At 46.9% G+C, this 1,224-nt stretch carries 1 protein-coding gene; it reads left to right on the forward strand.

What is annotated here, in order from left to right:
- On the forward strand, positions 1 to 1,184 hold a 1,184-nt coding region (tuf, locus tag M998_RS19100), incomplete at its 5' end, for an elongation factor Tu (protein ID WP_068910370.1).
- Positions 1,185 to 1,224: the final 40 nt, after the last annotated feature.

Consider the following 1,224-nt stretch of genomic DNA (forward strand, 5'->3'; position numbering starts at 1 on the left):
TGTCTAAAGAAAAATTTGAACGTTCAAAACCGCACGTTAACGTTGGTACAATCGGCCACGTTGACCATGGTAAAACTACTCTGACAGCAGCTATCACTACTGTCCTGGCAAAAACTTACGGCGGTTCTGCTCGTGCTTTCGATCAAATCGATAACGCACCTGAAGAAAAAGCACGTGGTATCACTATCTCTACTTCACACGTAGAATATGACACCCCAAGCCGTCACTACGCACACGTAGACTGCCCAGGACACGCCGACTATGTGAAAAACATGATCACCGGTGCTGCACAAATGGATGGCGCTATTCTGGTTGTTGCTGCGACTGATGGCCCAATGCCACAAACGCGTGAGCACATCCTGTTAGGTCGTCAAGTAGGCGTTCCATACATCATCGTTTTCCTGAACAAGTGTGACATGGTAGACGACGAAGAACTGTTAGAACTCGTTGAAATGGAAGTGCGTGAACTTCTGTCTCAGTACGATTTCCCAGGTGATGATACACCGGTTATTCGTGGTTCAGCGCTGAAAGCGTTGGAAGGCATTCCTGAGTGGGAAGCGAAAATTGTTGAATTAGCCGGTTACCTGGACAGCTACATCCCAGAACCAGAGCGCGCAATTGACCGTCCATTCTTGCTGCCAATCGAAGACGTATTCTCAATCTCAGGCCGTGGTACAGTTGTAACGGGTCGTGTTGAGCGTGGTATCGTTAAAGTGGGTGAAGAAGTTGAAATCGTTGGTATTAAAGAAACGGTTAAAACGACTTGTACGGGTGTTGAAATGTTCCGTAAACTGCTTGACGAAGGCCGTGCGGGTGAGAACGTTGGTGTTCTTCTGCGTGGTACTAAGCGTGAAGAAATCGAACGTGGTCAAGTTCTTGCTAAACCAGGTTCAATCAAGCCGCACACCCAGTTCGAATCAGAAGTTTATATTCTGAGCAAAGATGAAGGTGGTCGTCATACTCCATTCTTCAAAGGTTACCGTCCACAGTTCTACTTCCGTACAACTGACGTAACGGGTACTATCGAACTGCCAGAAGGCGTAGAGATGGTAATGCCAGGCGACAACATCAACATGATCGTGACTCTGATTCATCCAATCGCGATGGATGATGGTTTGCGTTTTGCAATCCGTGAAGGTGGCCGTACAGTAGGCGCAGGTGTTGTTGCAAGAATCATTGCATAATACGGCTCTTTCTGAATAAGAAAGAACTACTGAGTAAAAA

Source organism: Providencia heimbachae ATCC 35613 (genome assembly GCF_001655055.1).
GTDB classification, from domain to species: domain Bacteria; phylum Pseudomonadota; class Gammaproteobacteria; order Enterobacterales; family Enterobacteriaceae; genus Providencia; species Providencia heimbachae.